The sequence below is a fragment of the Kitasatospora sp. NPDC056731 genome, assembly GCF_040687675.1.
Lineage (GTDB): Bacteria > Actinomycetota > Actinomycetes > Streptomycetales > Streptomycetaceae > Kitasatospora.
Map to the genome: position 1 here is coordinate 16,216 of NZ_JBFBNR010000023.1, position 18,941 is coordinate 35,156.

Genomic DNA, 18,941 nt, shown 5'->3' on the forward strand with positions numbered 1-18,941 from the left:
CCCGAGGGTTCGACGCGCGCCAGAGTGGAAGCATCACCCTCGCGCGCGAGGATTTCCGTGCGCCAACCACCCATTGCGCCAACCACCCATGAGGAGGCCCGCATTGCCCGCGGTGGAACTCCGACTGGCCCAGGGCACCCCCTGCTGGGTCAGCCTGCTGACCGACGACCTGGCCGGCGCCCGCGCGTTCTACGCCGACCTGCTCGGCTGGACCTACACCCCGGGCCCCGGCCAGCTCGGCGCCTACGTCCGCGCCGAACTCGACGGGGCACCGGTCGCCGGCCTCGGCGTCTCCACCGCCACCGGCTTCCCGGTGCAGTGGACCACCTACTTCGCCGTCGACGACGCCGACCACACCGCCCAACTGGTGCGCTCCTGCGGCGGAACCGTGGCCGTCGGGCCGCTCCAGGCCGAACGCGCCGGGCGGATGGCCATCGCCGCCGACGTCTCCGGCGCCGTCTTCGGCCTCTGGCAGGGCGAGGAGCACACCGGCCGGGAAGCCGGGCCCGAACCCGGCGGACCGGCCTGGACCGAACTGCTCACCCCCGACACCGACGGCGCCGTCGCCTTCTACACCGCCGTACTCGACCGCCCCGTCCGGCACGCCGACGACGAGTCCGCGCTACTCGTGCACGGGCAACCGGTCGCCGGCATCCGGCACCGCGCCGAACTGCGCGGCCATCCGCCCCGCTGGCGGGTCCACTTCGCCGTCCGCGACGCCGACGCCACCGCCCGGCACGCCGTCGGACTCGGCGGCCGCGTCCTGGTCCCACCGCACGACACCGCCCGCGGCCGCGCCGCCCGGCTGTCCGACCCGCAGGGCGGGCACTTCTCGGTGCTGGAACTCCGCTAGCGCGCCCAGGACAGGACTCAGACCTGCTGCTCGAAGGGCAGCACGTCCGGGGAGAGCACCGAGGCCCGGGCCGTCGCGGCGGTCAGCCGGCGACGGTGGTGCCGGCGGCAGAGCACCTCGTACCCGACCTCGTCCTCGTTCACCGAGATGTCGCCGACCACCACCTGGGCGCCCTCGACCACCATCACCCCGCCCACCGTCCGGGCGTTGTGCGTCGCCCGCGCACCGCACCAGCACAGCGCCTCGACCTGGAGCACCTCCACCCGGTCGGCCAGCTCGATCAGCCGCTGGGAGCCGGGGAAAAGCCGGGTGCGGAAGTCCGTGGTGATCCCGAACGTGTAGGCGTCGATGTCGAGTTCGTCCACCACCCGGGCCAACTGGTCGACCTGCTCGGCGGCGAAGAACTGCGCCTCGTCGCAGATCAGGTAGTCCACCCGGCCGCCCGCCGAGAGCCGGTGCACCACGTACGCGTGGAAGTCGAAGTCGTCCGTCACCTCGACCGCGTCCGCCCGCAGGCCCAGCCGGCTGGAGATGGTCGCCGCACCGGCCCGGTCGTGGCGGGTCAGGATGAGGCCCTGCCGGCCGCGGGCGGAGTGGTTGTGGTCCATCTGCAGCGCCAGCGTCGACTTGCCGCAGTCCATCGTGCCCGAGAAGAACACCAGTTCAGCCATGGGTGGAGCAAAGGCCTTTCACATCAGGGGAGTTCGGGCACAGAAGAGTCAAGGACCGGGCTCAGCCGCGAACTTCGAGCAGCGGCACGAACTGCTCGACCGGAGTCATCGAACCGTGCAGACCGATCATCGCGGACTCGCCCGGCTCGTTGCGGGAGGCGGTGATCGCGATGTCGTCCCGCGCCGCGGCCACCACGTCGCCGATCCGCCCGTACACCCGCTCGTCCACGACCGGACCGAACCAGCCCGCCGCGATCGCCTGGTCCCGGGTGGCCACCCACATCCGGTCGCCCAGCACCTCGCTCCAGACCGCGAACACGTCGGCCGCCGCACCGGGCACCGCGTACACGTGCCGGGCCCGGCCCTCGCCGCCCAGCAGGGCCACGCCGGCGCCCAGCTCCCAGTCCTCGTCGAAGTCGATCCGGTCCTCCGGCGCGATGTCGATCATGCCGTGGTCGGCGGTCACGTACATCGCCGACCGCGGCGGCAGCCGCTCGGCCAGCCGGCGGGCCAGCCGGTCCACCGCGTCCAGGGTCATCCGCCACTCGTCCGAGTCCACCCCGAAGCGGTGGCCCGCACCGTCCAGCTCGCTGACGTACGTGTAGACCAGCGCCCGGTCGTGCTCGGCCAGCCAGGAAGCCGCCAGGTCCATCCGCTCCTCGCCCGTGGTCCGGCCCAGGAAGGTGCCGCCGGACAGCGCCACCCTAGTCAGCGGCGTCTGCGAGAACAGCGGGGAGGACACCTGCGCGGTCGCCACCCCGGCGGCGTCCGTCCGCTCGAAAACCGTCGGGTACGGCTGCCAGACGTGCGGGTCGGTGTGCGGCTGCCAACGCAGCTGGTTCATCAGATAACCGGCGCCCGGCACCGCGACCGTGTACCCGGCCAGACCGTGCAGCCCCGGCGGGGTGCCGGTGCCCACCGAGGCCAGCGAGGTCGCCGTGGTCGACGGGAAACCAGCGGTCAGCGGGCGGCCCGAACCACCCATCGAACTCCCGGCCAGCGAGGACAGGAACGGCGCGTACTCCGGGTGCCGCAGCAGCAGCTCCCAGCCCAGGCCGTCCACCAGGAACACCACCACCCGGTCCGCCGGGGCGATCGGCAGGGTCGCGGTGAAACCCGGAACGCCCAGGCCCGCCGCCACCGAGGGCAACAGGTCGCAGAGCGAACCGCTGCCGTACGGGGGCGCGGGAGCCGCGGCCGGGTCGAGGATCTCGAAGGCGTCGAAGCCGCCGGAAGGTGCGAAGGACATGAAACCGGATTCGTAGCAGTCGAAGGCGGCGGCGCTCAGACCCGCGGGCCGTTGCTGATCGTCGCGTCGGAGAGCGCGCGGGCGAACACCAGTGCCTGGGCCACCGTCTCCGGGCCGTCACCGGCCTCGCTCACCCGCAGTGAGAGATCGTCAGCCGTCGCCGAACCGGTGTAGCCGTGGTCAGCCTCGCAGTTCGGGTCCGAACAGCCCGCGGGCTCCAGGTCCAGCCGCTGCACCGCACCCCAGCCGATCGTCAGCACCACCTCGCGCGGCAGCGTCCCCGGCGTGTACGTCTCCGGGTTCGCGACCATCCGGCTCAGCACGACCGAACCGATCCGGTCCAGCCGGACACTCTCCGTCGACGTCGTCGCGAACGGCACCGCCGGACTGCCCGCGTCCCCCGACTGCTCGTCGGTGTGGCTCACCACGAACCGCGTCGGGGTCAGCACCAGCACCGTCACGTGCCGACGCACCTCGTTGGCGTCGAAGGTCGTCTCCTGGTGCACCAGGTAGGAGCTGATCGGCTCCGGGCCCACCGCGGCCTCGACCGCCTCGGACACCAGGGCCGGGTAGTAACCGCTGCGCTCGATCGCCGAGCGCAGGTCCTGAGTGCTGGTGGTACCGGTCTTCGCCATAACTCCATCCTGGCATGGTCCGCCGACGAAGCGGGCGGCACGGCGCCGAGCTTCGGACAACAGCGCCCACAGGCAGGCGCAACCAAGGAAGGTTACAGGGTGCTCATCGCGCGCGGGCCCAGATCGCTACGGACGGGCAGCGGCGCGATCCGCACCCGAGCCCCCAGGATCGCCAGCCCGTACGGGGCCACGACCACCGGTTCGAGATCCACCGAGGCGATCTCCGGCACATCGTCCACCAACTGCGACACCCGCAGCAGCAACTCCTCCAACGCGCCGGTGTCCACCGCCTCCGCACCCCGCCAACCGAACAGCAGGGGCGCCGCCCGCACCTCCCGGACCAGCCCGGCCACCTCCTGGTCGGTCGCCGGGACCAACCGGTGCGCCACGTCGCCCAGCAGCTCGGCGGGCGCCCCCGCCAGGCCGAACGACAGGATCGCGCCGACCGCCGGATCCACCGTGGCACCGATCACGGTGTCCACCCCGCGCGGCGCCAGCCGCTGCACCACCAGCTCCGCCTGCGCCGCACCGCCCAACAGCGCGTCCAGCTCGCGGTGCGCCCGGCGCAGCCCGGGCTCGCCGGTCAGATCCAGCCGCACGCTGCCCAGGTCCGGGCGGTGGCGCAGATGCGGGGCGGTGGCCTTCAACGCCACCGGATAGCCGAGTGTCGCCGCGGCCCGCACGGCCGCCTCCTCGTCCGGCGCCGGCAGCGCCGGGAAGACGTCGATGCCGTAGCGCGCCAGCAGCTCGCGGGCCCCGGCGTCCGGCAGGGTGATCCGGGCGCCGCCCGGCTGCGTCCGCGCGGCGACCGCCGTCCGGGTGCTCAACGCCGCCTCGACCAGCGCGCGGGCGCCCGGCTCGTCGATCCGGTCCAGCTCGGGCACCCGGGCCGTCTCCTCCGCCTCGGCCGTCCGGCGCCGCCACTGCGCGTAGTGCACCGCGTGCGCCAGCGCCCGCACCGCCCGCTCCGGCGCCGCGAACGCCGGCACGCCCCCCGGGCGCAGCCGGACCGGCAGATCGGTCAACGCCAGATGGGCGAGCACCAGCGGCTTGCCCAACTCCCTTGCCCTTCGGCTGGCTTCGAGCAGCGCGTCGGCGATCTCCGGATCGTCCGAACCCATCTCCGGATCGTCCGGACCGGTCAGCCGGCCGCCCATGAAGGCGTGCGCGGACGTGCCGATCGGCGGGATCGCCACCGCGATCACCGCGTCCACCGCCGGATCGGCCAGCGCCACGTCCAGCGCGATCCGGAAGTTCTCGCCCGTCGCGGCCGTGGTCAGGTCCACCGGCGTGCGCGGCCGCAGGCCCGCGCTCAGGCAGGCGTCGTAGGTCAGCAGGCCCAGCGAGTCCGAGTTGCCGACCACCGCGACCCGGTCCCCCGGCGGCAGCGGCTGCAGGGCCAGCAGCTCCCCGGTGTCGTACAGCTCGGTGATCGTCTCCACCCTGATCACGCCCGCCTGCTCGAACAGCGCGTCCACCGTCGCGTCACGCAGCCCCGTCGCGGTCGCCGGCACCGCGTGGCCCGGCGGCAGGCTGCCGGTGTGCCGGGCGCCCTTCACCACCACAACCGGCTTCACCGCGGCCAGCCGGCGCGCGATCCGGGTGAACTTGCGCGGGTTGCCGAAGGACTCCAGGTAGAGCAGCACCACCTCGGTGGCCTCGTCCTCCGCCCAGTACTGCAGGAAGTCGTTCCCGGAGACGTCCGACCGGTTTCCCACCGAAGCGAAGGAGGACACCCCCAAGCCCCGGCGGTGCGCCGACTCCAGCAGGGCCACCCCGATCGCGCCGGACTGGCAGAAGATCCCGAACCCGCCCCGGCCCGGCAGCTGCGGGGCCAGCGAGGCGTTCAACGGGCGGTCCGGATCGGTGTTGATCAGGCCGAAGGCGTTCGGGCCGATCACCCGCATCCCCGCCGCCCGCGCCTGGCGCACCAGCGCGCGCTGGCGGTCCCGGCCCTCCGGACCGGTCTCCGCGTACCCGGCGGTCACCACCACCAGGCCCTGCACCCCGTGCGCACCGCACTCGGCGACAGCCGCCGGGACGGCCCCCTCCGGGACAGCGATCACCGCGAGATCCACCGGCCCCGGAATGTCCAGAACCGAACGGTGCACCGGGACGCCGTCCAGCCCGGTGCCCGGCGGGGCGTTGCGGTTCACCGCGTACACCGGGCGCGTGTCGTCGGCACTGCCCAACAGGTCCCGCAGGATCGCCCGGCCCACCGTCTGCGGATTGCGCGACACCCCGATCACCGCCACCGACCGCGGGGTCAGCAGCCGCTGCACCGACTTCGCCTCCGCCCGGTGCTCGCGCGCCCGCATCACCGCCAGCGAACGGTCCGTCTGCTCAAGATCGAACTCCAGGTGCACCACACCGTCGGTGAAACTGCGGCGCTGCGTGTAGCCGGCATCGGTGAAGACCTTCACCATCTTCCGGTTCTCCGGCAGCACCTCCGCCTGGAACCGGCGGATCCCACGCTCCTGCGCCACCGCCGCGATGTGCTCCAGCAGCGCCGAGGCCACCCCGCGGCCCTGATGGGCGTCCTGCACCAGGAACGCCACCTCAGCGTCCGTCCCGGCCTCGGACGGACGGCCCTGCGCGTCGATCCGGTCGTAGCGGACGGTCGCGATGAAACGGTCCCGGACCACCACCGCCAGCGCCACCCGGTCCACGAAGTCGTGGTGGGTGAAACGGCGGACGTCCTTCTCCGACAGCCGGGGATAGGGGGCGAAGAAACGGAAGTACTTGGACTGGTCCGACACCTGTGCGTAGAACTCCACCAGACGCTCCGCGTCCTCCGGCGTGATCGGCCGGATGCGGGCCGTACCGCCGTCCCGCAGCAGGATGTCGGCCTCCCAGTGCTGGGGGTAATCCGGTCCGGATTCCCCCCGGTCACCGGGGTCCTGCTCGGGCTGCGCCACTGCGGAGTCGTCCACATTCGTCAGGTTATCCGGCAGCGAGCCGAATGGCGCCGGGCGCACACTGGCAGCAGGGTGGGCAGGGCCGCTGGCCGGGCCTTATGCCCCGAAAAGAAACAATCACAAGTCCCGAACGCGGCGGCTCGCAGGGGCCGCCTGCGTGCAACACTGGTCTAGACAACATGGCCGCTTCCCCGAGCACGGCCGTAACCAGCTTCACCGGAAAGGCACGTCTCATGGCTGAGCGCCGCGTCACCATCGGTTGGGCCGAGGGCCTGCACGCCCGTCCCGCCTCCGTCTTCGTCCGGGCCGTCACGGCAACCGGCGTGCCGATCACCATCGCCAAGCCGGGCGGCAACCCCGTCAACGCCGCCTCCATGCTCGGCCTGCTCGGCCTCGGCGCCCAGGGCGGCGACGAGGTCATCCTCGCCTCCGACGCCGACAACGCCGACGACGCCCTGGACCGCCTCGCCAAGCTCGTCCAGGAAGGCCTCGACGAGCTCCCGGCCGCGGCCTGAACCAACTCGACCGACAGAAGCGCCCGGCAGTCCTAGCACTGCCGGGCGCTTCTGTTCGCGGAATCGATCGCATCCACACCATTGAGCGAACTGGTGAGCGATCGCGCTCCTTCGGCGATCGATCGCACAGATGCTCGCCGCATGACGTTCTTCGACCTCGAACGACCCGAGCACGCCTACATGTTCGCCTTCCTCCAGGCGGACGGACACCTCACCGAGCAGTCCCGCAACCGCGGCCGGCTCTCCGTGGAACTCTCCGCGCGCGACGCGCCCATCCTGGAGGAGTTCCAGCGGCTCTGCCCGTACAACAGCAGCATCCGGTACCGGACGCGCAGCACGAACTTCAAAGCGGAGCACACCTCGGCGATGTGGACCGTCTGCGCCCGCGAGTTCCGCGAGGAACTGCGGGACCTCGGCCTGCCGGTGGGGCGGAAGTCCGAGATCATCGCACCGCCGACGGTGCCGTTCTCCGAGCGCGACTACCTGCGCGGCCTCATCGACGCCGACGGCTCGGTGGGCCTCACGTCCAAGGAACTGCCCTTCGTCGGCCTGGCCACCAAGAGCGACGCGACGGCCGCCTTCACTGCCCTCTATGCAGAACGCCTCTGCGGAGCCCGGCGCAAGCTCAACCGCAACAAACGCGACAACATCTACAACATCCTCTTCCTCAACGAGGCCGCCGTGGCCCTGGCCACCGACCTCTACTACCCGGGCTGCCTGGCGCTGCTCCGCAAGCAGGCCGGTGCCGATCGAGTCAGCGGGTGGGTTCGTCCATCGACCATGGGATTCGCACCCCCTCGGCGCAGCTGGACCCCGGAGGAGGACGAGGTGATCCTCACCGCACCAAGCATGGAGACGGCCTCCGCGCACTTGGGGCGAACGCTCAAGAGCTGCAAGGTCCGTCACTGGCGACTTGTCGGCCCCAAACGTCCGAGAGTCTTTCCGCAGCGGTGAAGGCGGCCCCCGGATTCGTCGGGGGCCGCCTCATTCGATCACCCCTTGACGCAGACGACCTGCATGAGGTGGGCGATCGGCTCGACGAGATCGGTCTGCTGTGCCATGACCTTCTCGATCGACTTGTACGCGCCCGGGATCTCGTCCACGACGCCGCTGTCCTTGCGGCACTCCACGCCCTTGGTCTGCTCCACCAAGTCCTGCGTGGAGAACCGCTTCTTCGCCGCGCTGCGGCTCATCTTGCGGCCGGCACCGTGCGAGGCCGAGTTGAACGACGCCTCGTTGCCCAGCCCGCGCACGATGTACGAACCGGTGGCCATGGAGCCCGGGATGATGCCGTAGTCGCCGGTCCGGGCGCGAATCGCGCCCTTGCGGGTCACCAGCAGGTCCTGGCCGTCGTACCGCTCCTCCGCCACGTAGTTGTGGTGGCAGCTGATCTCGTCCTCGAAGGTCACCTTCGCCTTCGGGAGCTCGCGACGTACGACGTCCTTGAAGAGAGCCATCATGATCGAGCGGTTGTGCAGCGCGTATTCCTGCGCCCAGAACAGGTCCTGCCGGTAGGCCGCCATCTGCGGGGTCTCCGAGATGAACACCGCGAGGTCACGGTCGATCAGCCCCTGGTTGTGCGGCAGCGACCGGGCCACACCCATGTGGTACTCGGCCAGTTCCTTGCCGATTCCACGAGAACCGGAATGCAGCGTCAGCCAAACGCTTTTCTTATCATCGACACATAGTTCAATGTGGTGATTTCCTCCCCCGAGCGTCCCCATCTGCTGCATCGCCCGCTCGCGGCGCCACTTGACCTCCCCGGCCACGTCGTCGAAGCGGTGCCAGAAGTCGTCCCAGCCCGCCGTCCGGAGGCCGTGCAGCTTGGTCGGGTCGACGGGGTCGGTGTGGAGGCCGCGGCCGACCGGGATGGCCTGCTCGATCTTGGAGCGGAGGCGGGACAGGTCGTCGGGGAGGTCCTCGGCGGTGAGGGAGGTCTTCACCGCGCTCATGCCGCAGCCGATGTCGACGCCGACCGCCGCCGGGCAGACGGCACCCTTCATGGCGATGACGGAGCCGACGGTCGCGCCCTTGCCCAGGTGGACGTCGGGCATCACGGCGAGGCCGTGCAGCCAGGGCAGGGAGCTGATGTTGCGCAGCTGCTGCAGGGCCTGGCCCTCGACGGTGGCCGGGTCGGTCCACATCCGGATCGGGACCCGGATTCCGGGCACCTCGGTGTACGTCATGGTTGAACGACCTCCAGCGGTCGGGTGGTTCGGGGAAGGGGGTGCCGCGCGAAGAATCCCGGTGCGGCTCGGGGAAGTTCGGGGGCGGGGCTCAGGCGCCCTGGGCACAGGGGGAGGACGGCCTTGGGGAGCGTCGGCGTATGGCTCGCTCGACCCGCATGGTGACCGCCTCCCTTCGTTCGTCGTCGTTCGTCGTCGTTCGTCCGTGTGTGCCGGGGACATCTATCCACGGAACGCCGCTGGCCCGCAACGGATTTAACAACACGACGGCCCGGCGGAGCGGGTGCTCCACCGGGCCGCACGGGAACCGCGGGGTCAGCTGACGACGGTGACCTCGCCGATGCCGAGGGCCCGCACGTCGTCGGCGATGACGGAGGCGTCGCCGACCAGCACGGTGACCAGGCGGTCCGGCGGGAAGGCGGCGACGACGGCCTCGGTGGCGGCGGCGGTGGGCAGTTCGGCGAGCTGCCGGTAGACCTCGGCCTGGTAGTCGTCCGCGAGGTACTGCTCGACCTGGTCGGCCAGGGTGCCGGCGACCGAGCCCGCGGTCTCGTACTTCAGCGGGGCGACGCCGACCAGGAACTGCACGGCCTCGTCGCGCTCGGCGTCGGTGAGGCCCTCGGCGGCGAGGGTGCGCAGGATGGTCCAGGTGTCGGCGAGCGCCGGGGCGGTGGAGGCGGTGTCCACCGAGCCGCTGATGGCGAGCAGCGAGCGGCCGCTGCCGTCGGCGGCGGAGCGCAGCGGCTGGGCGAAGGAGCGGACGCCGTAGGTGTAGCCCTTCTCCTCGCGCAGGACGCGGTCGAGGCGGGAGGTGAGGGTGCCGCCGAGGCAGTAGGTGCCGAGGATCTGGGCGGCCCAGAGGGGGTCGTGGCGGTCGGGGCCGATGCGGCCGATGAGGAGTTGGGTCTGGACGGAGCCGGGGCGGTCGACGATGACGACGCGGCCGCGGTCGTCGGCGGTGACGGGGGCGTGGGCGGAGGGTTCGGCGGTGTTGCCGGTCCAGGTGCCGAGGGTGCTCTCCAGGAGGGCGGGCAGGTCGGTGCCGGTGAGGTCGCCGACCACGACGACGGTGGCGGTGGCGGGGCGCACGTGGGCGTCGTAGAAGGCCTTGACGGCGGCCCGGTCGATGGCCTTGACCGTGTCGGCGGTGCCGCTGCGGGGCCGGGAGAGGCGGTCGGCGCCGTCGAAGAGCTCGGCGTAGAGGGCCTTGGCGGCGCGCCGCGCGGGGTTGGCCTGCTCGTGGACGATCTCGTCGAGGCGGTTGGCGACGAGGCGCTCGATCTCGTCCTCGGGGAGGGCGGGGGCGCGCAGGGCGTCGGCGAGCAGGGAGAGGCCGCGCTGCAGGCGGGAGGCGGGGACCTCCAGGGAGACGCGGATGCAGGGGTGGTCGGCGTGGGCGTCGAGGGTGGCGCCGGCGCGTTCGAGTTCGGCGGCGTACTCCTCGGCGGTGAGGGTGTCGGTGCCTTCGCTGAGGGCGCGGGCGAGGATGGCGGCGATGCCGTCGAGGCCGTCGGGTTCGGCGGCGAGCGGGGCGTCGAGGAGGACCTCGACGGCGACGAGCTGCTGGCCGGGCCGGTGGCAGTGCAGGACGGTGATGCCGTTGCCGAGGGCGGCGCGCTCGGGGGCGGGGAAGGCCCAGGGGCCGGGGGTGCCGGGCTCGGGCTGGGGGTGGAACGTCATGGCGGGGACGTAGTCGGTGCTCATGCGGCGGCACCCTCCTCATCGGTGGCGGCGGGGGCGTCGGTGTCGTCGGCCGTGGTGGGCTCGTAGACGAGGACGGCCCGGTTGTCGGGGTGGAGCCGGGCCTTGGCGACGGCCTGGACCTCCTCGGCGGTGATGTCGAGGACCTTGGGGAGGGCGTCGTTCAGGAGCTTGGGGTCACCGAACAGGACGGCGTAGCGGCAGAGTTCGTCGGCGCGGCCGGCGACGGTGGTGAGCCGGTCGAGCCATTCGCGCTCGATCTGGGCCTGGGCCCGTTCGAGTTCCTCGGGGGTGGGGCCTTCGGCGGCGAAGCGGGCGAGTTCCTCGTCGACGGCGGCGTCGATCTGCTCGATGGTGGCGTCGCCGGAGGTCTTGACGTCGAGCCAGCCGAGGCTGGGGGCGCCGGCGAGGCGGAGCAGGCCGAAGCCGGCGGCGACGGCGGTGCGGTCGCGGCGGACGAGCCGGTTGTAGAGGCGGCTGGACTCGCCGCTGCCGAGGATGGTGAGGGCGAGGTCGGCGGCGTCGGCGTCGCGGGTGCCGTCGTGCGGGAGGCGGTAGGCGGCCATCAGGGCGCGGGAGGGGACGTCCTCGTGGACGTGCTCGCGCAGTTCGCTGCCGATGGTGTCGGGGAGTTCGCCGGAGCGAGGCGGCTGCTTGCCGTCGTGGGAGGGGATGCTGCCGAAGTACTTCTCGACCCAGGCGATGGTCTGCTCGGGGTCGATGTCGCCGACGACGGTGAGGACGGCGTTGTTGGGCGCGTAGTAGGTGCGGAAGAACGCGCGGGCGTCGTCGAGGGTGGCGGCGTCGAGGTCGGCCATGGAGCCGATCGGGGTGTGGTGGTACGGGTGGCCGTCGGGGAACGAGAGCGCGGTGAGCTTCTCGAAGGCGGTGCCGTAGGGGACGTTGTCGTAGCGCTGGCGGCGCTCGTTCTTGACGACGTCGCGCTGGTTCTCCATGGACGTCTCGTCGAGGGCGGCGAGCAGCGAGCCCATGCGGTCGGCCTCCAGCCAGAGGGCGAGCTCCAGCTGGTGGGCGGGCATGGTCTCGAAGTAGTTGGTGCGCTCGAAGCTGGTGGTGCCGTTGAGCGAGCCGCCGGCGCCCTGGACGAGCTCGAAGTGCCCGTTGTTGGAGACGTTGGCGGAGCCCTGGAACATGAGGTGCTCGAAGAGGTGGGCGAGGCCGGTGCGGCCCTTGACCTCGTGCCGGGAGCCCACGTCGTACCAGAGGCAGACCGCGGCGACCGGGGTGAGGTGGTCCTCGGAGAGGACGACGCGCAGGCCGTTGGCCAGGCGGTGCTCGGTGATGGCGATGGCAGCGCCATGTCCTCCGGTGGAGGCGGATGCGGGGGCCGGGTTGGCCATGCGCTCGGGTCCTTCCCGTCGTCGATGTCGGGGTTCGTGTGGCGTCCCCCATTGTGGTGCAACGCGCGGGGGGCGTGTTCGTGTCCCGCGCAGACGGGGCGTTCGCCAGGGGCGGAAGAGGGGCGCTGGCCGGGAGTGTCGGCGCGAGGGTCCACAATGGGGGCGCCGAGCCCTGTTGACGGGGGTCGGTGGATGGACGTCAGAGACTGACCGAGACACAGCAAGCGAGACGTAAGGGAGCCCCGCCGCGATGGCCCGCCGCAGTTCGCAGACCCCGCCGCCCGGAGACTTCGAGGAGCGGATCCTCGATGTCGACGTCGTGGACGAGATGCAGGGCTCCTTCCTGGAGTACGCCTACTCGGTGATCTACTCGCGTGCGCTTCCGGACGCGCGGGACGGTCTGAAGCCGGTGCACCGCCGGATCCTGTACCAGGCCAACGAGATGGGCCTGCGGCCGGACCGCGCGCACGTGAAGTGCGCCCGTGTGGTGGGCGAGGTGATGGGCCGGCTGCACCCGCACGGCGACGCGTCGATCTACGACTCGGTCGTCCGGATGGCGCAGCCGTTCTCGATGCGGCTGCCGCTGATCGACGGGCACGGGAACTTCGGTTCGCTGGGCAACGACGACCCGCCGGCGGCGATGCGCTACACGGAGTCGCGGCTGACGGCGGCGTCGATGGCGATGGTGGAGTCGATCCACGAGGACACCGTCGACTTCGGTCCGAACTACGACGGCAGCGAGCAGGAGCCGTTGGCGCTGCCGGCGGCGTTCCCGAACCTGCTGGTGAACGGCGCGACGGGCATCGCGGTCGGCATGGCGACGAACATGCCGCCGCACAACCTGTCCGAGGTGGTGGCGGCGGCCCGGCACCTGATCAAGCACCCGACCGCGGACCTGGACACGCTGATGCGGTTCGTGCCCGGTCCGGACCTGCCGACGGGCGGGCGGATCGTGGGCCTGTCGGGGATCCGGGACGCGTACGAGTCGGGCCGCGGCACGTTCAAGATCCGGGCGACCACGACGGTGGAGGCGGTGACGGCGCGCCGCAAGGGCATCGTGGTGACCGAGCTGCCGTACAACGTCGGCCCGGAGAAGGTCATTTCGAAGATCAAGGACCTGGTCAACGCGAAGAAGCTGCAGGGCATCGCGGACGTCAAGGACCTGACCGACCGCGAGCACGGGCTGCGGCTGGTGATCGAGGTGAAGAACGGCTTCGTGCCGGAGGCGCTGCTGGAGCAGCTGTACAAGCTGACGCCGATGGAGGAGACCTTCGGCATCAACAACGTGGCGCTGGTGGACGGCCAGCCGCTGACGCTGGGGCTGAAGGAGCTGCTGGAGGTCTACGTCGACCACCGGTTCACCGTGGTGCGGCGGCGCAGCGACTTCCGCCGGCGCAAGCGGGAGGAGCGGCTGCACCTGGTCGACGGTCTGCTGGTCGCGCTGCTAGACATCGACGAGGTCATCGCGATCATCCGGTCGAGTGACAACGCGGGGCAGGCGAAGGAGCGCCTGATGGAGCGCTTCTCGCTGTCGGACACGCAGACGGCGTACATCCTGGACACTCCGCTGCGGCGGCTGACCCGGTTCGACCGGGTGGAGCTGGAGCAGGAGAAGGCGAAGCTGAACGCGGAGATCGCGGAGCTGACCGAGATCCTGGACTCGGACTCCCGGCTGCGCAGCGTGGTGTCGTCCGAACTCGGCGCGGTGGCGAAGCAGTTCGGGACGGAGCGGCGGACGGTGCTGCTGGAGGCGGGGGCGGCGCCGTCGGCGGCGCTGTCGGTGCCGCTGGAGGTGGCGGACGACCCGTGCCGGGTGCTGCTGTCGTCGACGGGCCTGCTGGCGCGGACGGCGGACGGGGAGCCGTTCGAGCTGTCGGAGAAGCGGTCGAAGCACGATGTGATCGTGTCGGCGGTGCCGGCGACGGCGCGGGCGGACGTGGGTGTGGTGACGTCGGCGGGCCGGGTGCTGCGGCTGCCGGTGATCGATCTGCCGGCGCTGCCGCCGACGCCGTCGCCGACGCTGGCCGGCGGGGCCGCGGTGGGCGAGTTCCTGCGGCTGGAGGCCGGGGAGCGGGCGCTGGCGCTGACCACGTTGGACGAGTCCTCGCCGGGGCTGGCGCTGGGCACGGTGCAGGGCGTGGTGAAGCGGGTGGTGCCGGAGTGGCCGGCGAACAAGGACGAGTTCGAGGTGATCGCCCTCAAGGAGGGTGACGAGCTGGTGGGCGCGGTCGAACTGCGCACCGGCGAGGAGGACTTGGTCTTCATCGCTTCGGACGCGCAGCTGCTGCGCTATCCGGCGGGCCAGGTGCGCCCGCAGGGCCGTCCGGCGGGCGGCATGGCGGGGATCAAGCTGTCCGACGGGGCGCGGGTGCTGTCGTTCACGGCGGTGGATCCGGCGGCGGACGCGGTGGTGGTCTCGGTGGCGGGGGCATCGGGGACGCTCGCCGGCGAGGAGCAGACGTCGTGGAAGGTGACGCCGTTCGAGCAGTACCCGCGCAAGGGCCGGGCGACGGGCGGCGTGCGCTGCCAGCGGTTCCTGCGCGGCGAGGACGGTCTGACGTTCGCCTGGGCGGGCGTGGCCCCGGCCCGGGCGGCGTCCGACAAGGGCGCGCCGGTGGACCTGCCGGAGCGCGACCCGCGCCGTGACGGTTCGGGCACGCCGGTGACGGCGCCGATCGCGGTGGTGGCCGGGCCGGCGTAGGGCGCAGGCGTGGTGGAGGAGGGGTGCCGGAGTCGTCCGGCACCCCTCCTCCGTCGTTCGGGGGCGCGGCGGGTGCCGAGGGTAGCCTTGCCCGGGTGAGCACCTGTGCGACGTTGTCGCGTGAACTGTCGGAGCCGCTGACCGCCACCGCCGCGGTGGCGACCACCTGGCTGCTGGTGGAGCAGAACGGGCCGTGGGGCGCGAAGGCACTCGGGGAGAGCCATCTGGACCCGGCGACGGGGCGGGCGCTGGACGCGGCCGCGGCGGGCACCGGGGTGCGGGTGGCGCTGATCCGGCGGCCGGGGCGGCACGCGGACTGTCTGCCGACGGCGCGGCACGAGGTGGTCGTGGCGCACACGGTGCCGGGTCGCGGCTGGGTGCGCCGGGCGGAGGTGGCCGATCCGGCGGAGCTGCTGGAGCTGGACTTCGCGGCGCTGGGCGTCGGCGACCACGGCGGTTTCGGGGTGGAGCACGTCGGCGGCCCGTTGGCGCTGGTGTGCACCAACGGGCGGCGGGACCGCTGTTGCGCGCTGCTGGGCCGCCCGTTGGCGGCGGAGCTGGCGGCGGCCGGGCACAGCGAGGTGTGGGAGGTGACGCACCTGGGCGGGCACCGCTTCTCCCCCACGATGCTGGTGCTGCCGTACGGCTACGCGTACGGGCGGCTGACGGCGGAGGCGGCCAAGGAGGTGCTGGCGGCGACGGCGGCCGGGCACATGGTGCCGGCCTGGTCGCGGGGCTGTTCTGGCTGGGAGCGTCCGGGTCAGGCGGCCGAGCACGCGGTGCGGCTGGCGACCGGGGAGACCGGGGTGGACGCGCTGACGCTGTCCCAGCGGCCGGACGGCGCGGGCCGTTGGCTGGTCTCGGTGCTGCACCAGGACGGCCGGGCCTGGGAGGTGGACGTGATCGAGGCGGTGAGCGAGCCGGCGCGTCCGGAGAGCTGCGGCAAGGCGGCGGGGACGCCGTCGCGGATGGACGTGCTCTCGGTGCGGGGCCGGTAGCGGGACGGCGGCGGGACGGCAGCGCGCCGGCAGGGTCTTCAGCAGGTCGGGAGCGCGCGGGCGGCCCCGCGCCCGTGGGGGTGAGCGCGGGACCGGAGCGCGCGGGCGGCCCCGCGCCTGCTGTCCACGGAGGTGCGCGGGGCCGTCACGTCGGGTGTCGGTTCAGCCGGTGACGGCCTTGCCGACGAACTCGGTGGTGTAGGTGCGGGAGAGGTCGATGGTGCCCTCCTTGCCCTTGACGTCCGGGTGGAAGGCGGCGAGGACGGCGAGGACGGTCTTGGGGCCGTCGGCCGGCATCACCCCGTCGGTGGTGAACATCGGCAGGGTCGCCTTGATCGCGGCCGCGTACTGCTCGGCGCCGCCCTGCGCGTAGTCGGCGGGCATCTTCGCGGCGATCTCCTCGGGGCTGTGCGTGGACATCCACTTGAGGGTCTTGACGAAGGCGTTGGCGAGCTTCTGGGTGGTGTCCTTGTTCTTCTCCACCCAGTCGGTGTTCATGTAGAGCGAGGACGACGGGTAGAGGCCGCCGAGGGCGTCGCGGGAGCCCTCGGGGGTGCGCATGTCGTAGAGGATCTTGCCGAGGCCCTTGTCGAGGACGTTGGCGACGGTCGGGTCGGTGGTCATCCCGCCGTCGATGCTGCCCTGTTGGAGCGCGGCGATGAAGGTCTGGCCCGCGCCGACCGCGATCGGGCTGAACTCGCTGACGGCGGTGCCGTTCTTGACGGCGAGGTACTTGGTGAGGAAGTCGGTGGAGGAACCGATGCTGGTGACGCCGAGCTTCTTGCCCTTGAAGTCGGCGCCGGACTTGATGGCGTCGGCCTGCTTGGTGGAGACGAGTTCGACCTCGCCGGGGGCCTGGGAGAACTGCACCACGGACTCGACGATCTTGCCCTTGGCCTGGAGGTCGATGGTGTGGTCGTAGAAGCCGACGGCGCCCTGGACGTCGCCGGCGAGCAGCGCGGTGGTGGCGTTGACGCCGGCGGGCTCGCTCATCAGCTCGACGTTGACGCCGGCGTCGGCGAAGAAGCCGAGCCGCTGGGTGAGCATCGCGGGCAGGTAGATGACCTTGTCCAGGCCACCGACCATGATCTTGACCTTGGGTCCGTCGACCTGCCGGCCGGCCGGGGCGGCGGCGCCGTGGGTGGTCGTGGCGGCGTCGTTGGCGCAGGCGGAGAGCGGGAGGAGCAGGACGGCGGCGAGGGCGGCCGCGGCGGATCTGCCGATCGGGTTCGGGCGCATGGGTGGGGGGTGCCTCTCTCTGCGAGGGGGGATCAGCGGCACAAGGGGGTTCAGCGGCGCGGGGGGTTCGCGACGCCGGAGGGTGGGGTTCAGCGACGCAGAGGGTTCAGCGACGCAGGGGATTCAGCGGCCGTCGCCCGCGTCGGCGGGCTTCCAGCGGAACAGCTTCTTCTCGGCGAAGGTCAGCAGCCCCTCGGTGAGCAGCGCCACGACGGCGAGGATGGTCATGGCGGCGTACACGCCGGCCGCGTTGAAGGTGCCCTGGGCGGCGGCGACGAGCAGCCCGAGGCCCTTGGTGGCGCCGATGTACTCGCCGACGATGGCCCCGATCAGGGCGAAGCCGAAGCTGACGTGCAGGCTGGTGAAGATCCAGGTGGTGGCGGCGGGGATGACCACCTGGAGGGTGACCTTGCGACCGTCGGCGCCGAGGATGCGGGCGTTGGAGACGAGGTTGCGGTCCACCTCGCGGGCGCCCTGGAAGGCGTTGAAGAACACCGGGAAGAACACCAGGACGACGGCGGAGGCGACCTTGGAGGCCGGGCCGAGGCCGAACCAGATCAGGAAGATCGGGGCGAGCACGATCCGCGGGATCGCGTTGAGCACCTTGATGTAGGGCCCGAACACGTCGGCCAGGAAGCGGACCCGGCCGAGCGCGATGCCGAGCAGCACACCGCAGATGACGCCGATCACCCAGCCGGTGAGGGCCTCGTAGAGGGTGTAGCCGATCTGTTCGCCGAGCGAGCCCTGCGCGGTGCCGTGGGTGATCCACTGCCAGATCTGGTCCCAGATCCTCGACGGCTGCGAGAAGTTGAACGGGTCGATGACGTCGGTGCGGGCGCAGACCTCCCACAGTCCGAGGAAGGCGACCAGGACCGCGACCCGGGCCCCGTAGACGGTCAGCCTCCGGTTGCGGGCGGCCCGTTCGCGGGCCTCGGTACGGCTGGCGGGGGCGGCCGCCGGGGGCTTGCCGGCGACGGCCGATGCGGTCTCAAGCGGCACGACCCGCTCCTCTCTCCCGGGTGATGCGCACCTCTTCGCCGAGCGAGGCCCAGATCTCGCGGTACAGCTCGACGAACCTCGGTTCCAGCCGGACGGCCTCCACGGTGCGCGGTCGTGGCAGGTCGACGGTGAAGATCTCCTTGACGGTGGCCGGTCCGGCCGTCATGACGACGACCCGGTCGGCGAGCGCGATGGCCTCGTCCAGGTCGTGGGTGACGAAGACGACCGACGCGGCGTTCCCGGAGGACCTGGTCCCGGCCCACAGCTCCAGCAGCTGGTCGGACATCAGGGCGCGGGTCTGCACGTCCAGCGCCGAGAACGGCTCGTCCATCAGCAGGATGTCCGGGTCGTTGACGAAGGTCTGGGCGAGCGCGACGCGCTTGCGCATGCCGCCGGACAGCTGGTGCGGGTAGCGGTCCTCGAAGGCGGCGAGGCCGACGCGGCCCAGCCAGTCCCGGGCCCGTTCCCTGGCCTCGGCGGTGGGCACGCCGCGGAAGCGCGGCCCGGCCATCACGTTGGACAGGACGGTGCGCCAGGGGAAGACGGCGTCCTGCTGGAAGACGAAACCGACCTTGGGGTGGATCCCGCGGACCGGCTCGCCGTCCACCCGGACCTCGCCCTCGGTGGGCTCCTCCAGGCCGCTGACCAGGGTCAGCGTGGTGGACTTGCCGCAGCCGGTGGGCCCGACGACGGCGACGAACTCGCCTTGGGCGACGGTCAGATCGAGGTCACGGACGGCGGTGTGCAGGGCCCCGGACGGGGTGCGGAACCGTTTCGTCGCGCCAGTCAGCTCGATCGCCGGGGTTGTGCTCATTCAATCCTCCCGGGTCTGTGCTTGCCCCGGAAAGGTAGGAGCGGGCGGGGCCCGGGCGGGAGCCTTCTCGGCGTACTGCGGTTTCTCCGCATTGAGGGGTG

The 18,941-nt window shown here is 72.0% G+C and carries 15 protein-coding genes; 5 read left to right on the forward strand and 10 right to left on the reverse strand.

Annotated features, from left to right (window positions below; all coding sequences use genetic code 11):
* The first annotated feature begins 112 nt into the window (after positions 1-112).
* On the forward strand, positions 113-853 hold the full coding sequence (locus tag AB0R04_RS23490; protein ID WP_347878564.1) for a VOC family protein: 741 nt from the start codon (positions 113-115) through the stop codon (positions 851-853).
* A gap of 17 nt (positions 854-870) precedes the next feature.
* On the opposite strand, the gene AB0R04_RS23495 is transcribed toward AB0R04_RS23490, so the two are convergent.
* The 4 genes from AB0R04_RS23495 to AB0R04_RS23510 all read right to left on the reverse strand — a co-directional run bounded on the left by AB0R04_RS23495 (position 871) and on the right by AB0R04_RS23510 (position 6,326).
* Positions 871-1,524, reverse strand: a complete 654-nt coding sequence (locus tag AB0R04_RS23495; RefSeq protein ID WP_063349376.1) for a thymidine kinase — start codon at positions 1,522-1,524, stop codon at positions 871-873.
* Between the two features lie 61 nt (positions 1,525-1,585).
* Positions 1,586-2,773: a nucleotide pyrophosphatase/phosphodiesterase family protein gene (locus AB0R04_RS23500; RefSeq protein ID WP_063349375.1), complete on the reverse strand. Its 1,188-nt coding sequence runs from the start codon at positions 2,771-2,773 to the stop codon at positions 1,586-1,588.
* Positions 2,774-2,808: 35 nt separating this feature from the next.
* Positions 2,809-3,408, reverse strand: a complete 600-nt coding sequence (locus AB0R04_RS23505; RefSeq protein WP_063349374.1) for a DUF5998 family protein — start codon at positions 3,406-3,408, stop codon at positions 2,809-2,811.
* 92 nt (positions 3,409-3,500) lie between these two features.
* Positions 3,501-6,326 (reverse strand): GNAT family N-acetyltransferase, encoded by a 2,826-nt coding sequence (locus AB0R04_RS23510; RefSeq protein ID WP_363374422.1) that lies wholly within the window; start codon positions 6,324-6,326, stop codon positions 3,501-3,503.
* A gap of 233 nt (positions 6,327-6,559) precedes the next feature.
* On the opposite strand from AB0R04_RS23510, the gene AB0R04_RS23515 reads away from it, so the two are divergent.
* Together AB0R04_RS23515 and AB0R04_RS23520 are read left to right on the forward strand one after the other, a co-directional pair.
* On the forward strand, positions 6,560-6,841 hold the full coding sequence (locus AB0R04_RS23515) for an HPr family phosphocarrier protein (protein ID WP_063349373.1): 282 nt from the start codon (positions 6,560-6,562) through the stop codon (positions 6,839-6,841).
* Between the two features lie 141 nt (positions 6,842-6,982).
* Positions 6,983-7,795 carry an LAGLIDADG family homing endonuclease gene (locus AB0R04_RS23520; protein ID WP_363374267.1) on the forward strand — a complete coding sequence of 271 codons (813 nt, stop codon included), beginning with the start codon at positions 6,983-6,985 and terminating at the stop codon, positions 7,793-7,795.
* 38 nt (positions 7,796-7,833) lie between these two features.
* Here the strand turns inward: AB0R04_RS23520 and AB0R04_RS23525 are convergent, their stop codons facing one another.
* The 3 genes from AB0R04_RS23525 to AB0R04_RS23535 all read right to left on the reverse strand — a co-directional run bounded on the left by AB0R04_RS23525 (position 7,834) and on the right by AB0R04_RS23535 (position 12,089).
* Positions 7,834-9,027, reverse strand: coding sequence for an RtcB family protein (locus AB0R04_RS23525; RefSeq protein ID WP_363374270.1), 1,194 nt, complete (start codon positions 9,025-9,027; stop codon positions 7,834-7,836).
* A gap of 315 nt (positions 9,028-9,342) precedes the next feature.
* A complete protein-coding gene (locus AB0R04_RS23530) occupies positions 9,343-10,707 on the reverse strand; it encodes a pitrilysin family protein (RefSeq protein WP_063351412.1) in 1,365 nt (454 codons plus the stop codon).
* A gap of 20 nt (positions 10,708-10,727) precedes the next feature.
* Positions 10,728-12,089, reverse strand: a complete 1,362-nt coding sequence (locus AB0R04_RS23535; protein WP_063349371.1) for a pitrilysin family protein — start codon at positions 12,087-12,089, stop codon at positions 10,728-10,730.
* A gap of 250 nt (positions 12,090-12,339) precedes the next feature.
* Between AB0R04_RS23535 and AB0R04_RS23540 the strand changes: the two genes are divergently transcribed.
* On the forward strand, positions 12,340-14,790 hold the full coding sequence (locus AB0R04_RS23540; protein WP_063349370.1) for a DNA topoisomerase IV subunit A: 2,451 nt from the start codon (positions 12,340-12,342) through the stop codon (positions 14,788-14,790).
* A 95-nt stretch (positions 14,791-14,885) separates the two neighbouring features.
* Positions 14,886-15,788 carry a sucrase ferredoxin gene (locus AB0R04_RS23545; RefSeq protein ID WP_363374274.1) on the forward strand — a complete coding sequence of 301 codons (903 nt, stop codon included), beginning with the start codon at positions 14,886-14,888 and terminating at the stop codon, positions 15,786-15,788.
* A gap of 162 nt (positions 15,789-15,950) precedes the next feature.
* Here AB0R04_RS23545 and AB0R04_RS23550 read toward each other — a convergent pair whose 3' ends face one another.
* The 3 genes from AB0R04_RS23550 to AB0R04_RS23560 all read right to left on the reverse strand — a co-directional run bounded on the left by AB0R04_RS23550 (position 15,951) and on the right by AB0R04_RS23560 (position 18,840).
* On the reverse strand, positions 15,951-17,027 hold the full coding sequence (locus AB0R04_RS23550; RefSeq protein ID WP_063349368.1) for an ABC transporter substrate-binding protein: 1,077 nt from the start codon (positions 17,025-17,027) through the stop codon (positions 15,951-15,953).
* Between the two features lie 123 nt (positions 17,028-17,150).
* Positions 17,151-18,026: an ABC transporter permease gene (locus AB0R04_RS23555; RefSeq protein WP_363374277.1), complete on the reverse strand. Its 876-nt coding sequence runs from the start codon at positions 18,024-18,026 to the stop codon at positions 17,151-17,153.
* Positions 18,016-18,840, reverse strand: coding sequence for an ABC transporter ATP-binding protein (locus AB0R04_RS23560; protein ID WP_063349366.1), 825 nt, complete (start codon positions 18,838-18,840; stop codon positions 18,016-18,018). Before AB0R04_RS23560 ends, AB0R04_RS23555 begins: the two co-directional genes overlap by 11 nt.
* Between the last annotated feature and the right edge of the window lie 101 nt (positions 18,841-18,941).

What these genes read in the sequence shown, in the direction of transcription:
- AB0R04_RS23495 (WP_063349376.1), bottom strand. Translation starts at nt 1,524, where the DNA reads ATGGCTGAACTGGTGTTCTTCTCGGGCACGATGGACTGCGGCAAGTCG.
- AB0R04_RS23500 (WP_063349375.1), bottom strand. Translation starts at nt 2,773, where the DNA reads ATGTCCTTCGCACCTTCCGGCGGCTTCGACGCCTTCGAGATCCTCGAC.
- AB0R04_RS23505 (WP_063349374.1), bottom strand. Translation starts at nt 3,408, where the DNA reads ATGGCGAAGACCGGTACCACCAGCACTCAGGACCTGCGCTCGGCGATC.
- AB0R04_RS23515 (WP_063349373.1), top strand. Translation starts at nt 6,560, where the DNA reads ATGGCTGAGCGCCGCGTCACCATCGGTTGGGCCGAGGGCCTGCACGCC.
- AB0R04_RS23520 (WP_363374267.1), top strand. Translation starts at nt 6,983, where the DNA reads ATGACGTTCTTCGACCTCGAACGACCCGAGCACGCCTACATGTTCGCC.
- AB0R04_RS23525 (WP_363374270.1), bottom strand. Translation starts at nt 9,027, where the DNA reads ATGACGTACACCGAGGTGCCCGGAATCCGGGTCCCGATCCGGATGTGG.
- AB0R04_RS23530 (WP_063351412.1), bottom strand. Translation starts at nt 10,707, where the DNA reads ATGACGTTCCACCCCCAGCCCGAGCCCGGCACCCCCGGCCCCTGGGCC.
- AB0R04_RS23535 (WP_063349371.1), bottom strand. Translation starts at nt 12,089, where the DNA reads ATGGCCAACCCGGCCCCCGCATCCGCCTCCACCGGAGGACATGGCGCT.
- AB0R04_RS23540 (WP_063349370.1), top strand. Translation starts at nt 12,340, where the DNA reads ATGGCCCGCCGCAGTTCGCAGACCCCGCCGCCCGGAGACTTCGAGGAG.
- AB0R04_RS23550 (WP_063349368.1), bottom strand. Translation starts at nt 17,027, where the DNA reads ATGCGCCCGAACCCGATCGGCAGATCCGCCGCGGCCGCCCTCGCCGCC.
- AB0R04_RS23560 (WP_063349366.1), bottom strand. Translation starts at nt 18,840, where the DNA reads ATGAGCACAACCCCGGCGATCGAGCTGACTGGCGCGACGAAACGGTTC.